The sequence below is a fragment of the Streptomyces sp. NPDC057654 genome (assembly GCF_042800135.1).
Classification (GTDB): domain Bacteria; phylum Actinomycetota; class Actinomycetes; order Streptomycetales; family Streptomycetaceae; genus Streptomyces.
Window position 1 is genome coordinate 1 of sequence record NZ_JBHVHQ010000109.1, and the last position, 3039, is coordinate 3039.

General features: G+C 69.5%; 4 protein-coding genes. 3 read left to right on the plus strand and 1 reads right to left on the minus strand.

The genetic code is table 11. The features are described from left to right. Positions 1–361 precede the first annotated feature (361 nt). Entirely contained in the window at positions 362–991 is a 630-nt protein-coding gene (locus tag ACFU99_RS11720) for a LysE family transporter (protein ID WP_384389404.1), read from the minus strand. A gap of 173 nt (positions 992–1164) precedes the next feature. On the opposite strand from ACFU99_RS11720, the gene ACFU99_RS11725 reads away from it, so the two are divergent. The 3 genes from ACFU99_RS11725 to ACFU99_RS11735 all read left to right on the plus strand — a co-directional run. Then, positions 1165–2109, plus strand: a complete 945-nt coding sequence (locus tag ACFU99_RS11725) for a LysR family transcriptional regulator (protein WP_384389407.1) — start codon at positions 1165–1167, stop codon at positions 2107–2109. 129 nt (positions 2110–2238) lie between these two features. Then, complete coding sequence (locus ACFU99_RS11730; RefSeq protein WP_384389409.1) at positions 2239–2586, plus strand: hypothetical protein; 348 nt, start codon at positions 2239–2241, stop codon at positions 2584–2586. 146 nt (positions 2587–2732) lie between these two features. Further along, positions 2733–3039: SDR family NAD(P)-dependent oxidoreductase (locus tag ACFU99_RS11735; RefSeq protein ID WP_384389412.1), on the plus strand; the 307-nt coding region annotated here is incomplete at its 3' end.

Sequence of the window (3039 nt, forward strand, 5' to 3'; positions counted from 1 at the left end):
GGTCCGAGACGAAACCCGCACCCGGCCGAGCGCAATACCGCCCCACCCAACATCAGCCGCAGCACCCACCCCCACCCCATCGCGGCAGCAGCCAGCCTCAACCCCGGCCACCCGCCGAGCAGCAGTCAGCGAACCGACAGCCGCCCCGCCTCACCCAACCACCGCCCGCGCTCCGGGCCCGAAAGGCCCGAGACGAAACCCGCACTCGTTCGACAGACCGCCACCCTGCGCGTACCTCATGCACCTCACATACACGGCACACCGCGGCAACCTGCCTCTACCAACAGCTACAACACCCCGAGTTCAAAACTCAGCAGCTTCCGGCGTCAGCCTTCTGGTGGCGCGGGCCGGAAGGTCCCCGCTATCCCGCGACAGCGATGTTTATCGCCAGCGCAGCGATAAGGGCACTGGACAACAGCGCGGTGGCGAAGCGACCTCTCCGGCTCGTAAGGAAGCGGCCCAGTAGCGCGCCCCCTCCGGCCAGGAGGAGTTGCCAGCTGCCGGAGGCCGCGACGATGGCGGTGACGTACGCGATTTCTTCCGGTGGGGTACTGCCTACATGGGATTGCCGCCCCAGGAAAAGCGCCACGAAGTAAATGGCCGGCCATGGGTTCAATGCCGTCAGGCCGAGGAAGGTGAGGTAGGAGCGCAGGGGGTTCGCCCCTGGCGCTGCGCCCTTCGGGGACCCCTCGATGCTGTGGTGGCGCTTGAATGCCGGGGCTGCGGTGCGGATGGCCATTCCGATAAGGATCACGGCGGCAGCGAAACGCAGCGGTCCGGCGAGCGGCGCGATCGCGGTGGCCAGCGCGCTTCCGCCCAGTACGGCCGCCACGGCGTAGAGCGCGTCGGCCGTGGTGGCGCCCATGGCAGCGGCGGCGCCTACTCGGAACGACGTGCGGGCCGTTGTGTTGATCATGAGTACCGCTACCGCGCCCACGGGAACGGCAAGTCCGTACCCCGCCCACATTCCGGCGATTATGGACTCGGTCATGAAGTCCCATATGGAGTGAAGGTCTTACCCCGCTGTGGCTTATCCCGCTGTGGATTCCATTCGCCGCGAATTACGCGCCCAGATGCGGTCGTTGATGTCATGTGATCAGTCTCACCGGAATGACCTTCCGGGTCCATCGAATCTTTCCGCACAGCATCGTGTTGTGTAGCCGAATGATTGATCCCCGGCTCCAGACCCTCCGCGTCCTGAACGAGGAGAAGACCATCACCGCCGCCGCGGCCGTTCTGCATCTCTCCCCCTCCTCCGTCTCTCAGCAGTTGCGTCAGCTCTCCACGGACCTCGGCGTGGAGTTGTTGGAGCATTACGGGCGCAATGTGCGGCTCACGGCTGCCGCGCGGACGCTGCTCGGCCATGCTCACACCCTGTTCGCGCAATGGGAGCGCGCGAGCGGGGACCTGGCCAGGCATCGGGAGGGCGGGGCCGGGGAGTTGCGGGTGTGCGGGGTGGCGACGGCGTTGGCCGCGGTGGTGGCGCCGGCGGTCGCGGAGCTGCGGCGGCGGTATCCGCGGATGTCGTTCGAGATCGGCGAAGACCCTGACGAGGACCGGTTCCACCTGCTGCTCATGGACCGTACGGACATCGCCGTCGTCATCCCCGCGCCGGGCGCCCCGGCGCCCGACGACGAACGCTTCGAGCAGCACCCTCTGCTCGTAGAGCCCCAGGATCTGCTCGTTCCCAGGCTCCACCCCTTCGCCGCGGCGGGCTCCGTCGCGCTGGCGGACGCCGCCGGGGAGGACTGGCTGCGGGCAGGCGACCCGCGCGATCAGCATCGGTTGTTCGTCACGGCGTGCGCTTCGGCTGGGTTCGCGCCTCGGGTCAAGCACAACGCGGTCGACTGGAGCGCGGTGGCGGCGCTGGTCGCGCAGGGGTTCGGGATCTGTCTCGTGCCGCGGCTCGCGAGTCTCCCCGACGGTTTCGATGTCGTACGGGTCCGGCTGCACGGCGAACCCATGCCCGTACGCAGGGTGGTGGCCTGCGTCCGGCGCGGAAGCAGCGGCGTGCCCGTGATCGCCCGCGGGCTCGACGCGCTGAGGGAAGCGGCGTCGGACTGGCAGCTTTCGGTGGGAGCCGGGCCCGGCGATGGGCCGTATGGGTGAGCAGGGACGATTCTGCTTGACCCCTTCGGGTGAGCCGGGGCTTTTCGCACCCTGACTTGGGCAGCGTCGAAAGGCCGTATCACCGACTCGAACCAACTCGAACCGACTCGACTCAAAGGGGTTGCCCTCGTGCGCATTCGAACCGTCTCGGCCGCCGTCATCAGCGGGCTCGCGCTGCTCGCCGTCGTACCCGGCTCCGCCTCCGCCGCCGAAGGGCAGTTCCGGTACACGTACAAGACCACCGAGGGGTACGAGGCCGTCGGGTTCCTCAACGACCCGCGCAGCGGGAAGTGCATCAACCTGAACGGCGTCGGGTCCGACACCCTGCCGCCCGGCCACTCGCCGAAGAACCGGACCGACCGGACGGCTACGGTCTTCCTGCACGCCAACTGCGCGGGCGGGGAGTACTTCTCCCTGCGCCCGCACACCGGCGGCGGCTCCGAGCGGCTGAAGGTGCGTTCGGTCGTCTTCTCCTGAAGCCGTCGGGCCTCGGACCTCGGGCCCTACGCCAGGGCCCGAGCGCGCGCCGCGCCACTCAGCCGCCCGGGAGGCGGAAACGCCGCCGCCGGGGGACGGTGGGCGTAAGGGGATCAGGCGGAAGCGAGTGACGGACGGCGGAGACCATGAGTGAGGGCGGATCGCGGCGCTGCCTGGTGACGGGCGCCACGGGGTACATCGGCGGCCGGCTCGTACCCGAGCTGCTGGCGGCCGGGCACCGGGTGCGATGCGTCGCCCGTTCCCCGGAGAAGCTGCGCGACCACCCCTGGTCCGATCAGGTCGAGACCGTACGCGGCGACGTCACCGACGCCGACTCGATCGGCGCCGCGCTGCGCGGCGTCGAGGTCGCGTACTACCTGGTGCACGCGCTCGGCACCGGCTCCGGGTTCGAGGCGACCGACCGCCGGGCCGCCCGTGTCTTCGGCGAGCAGG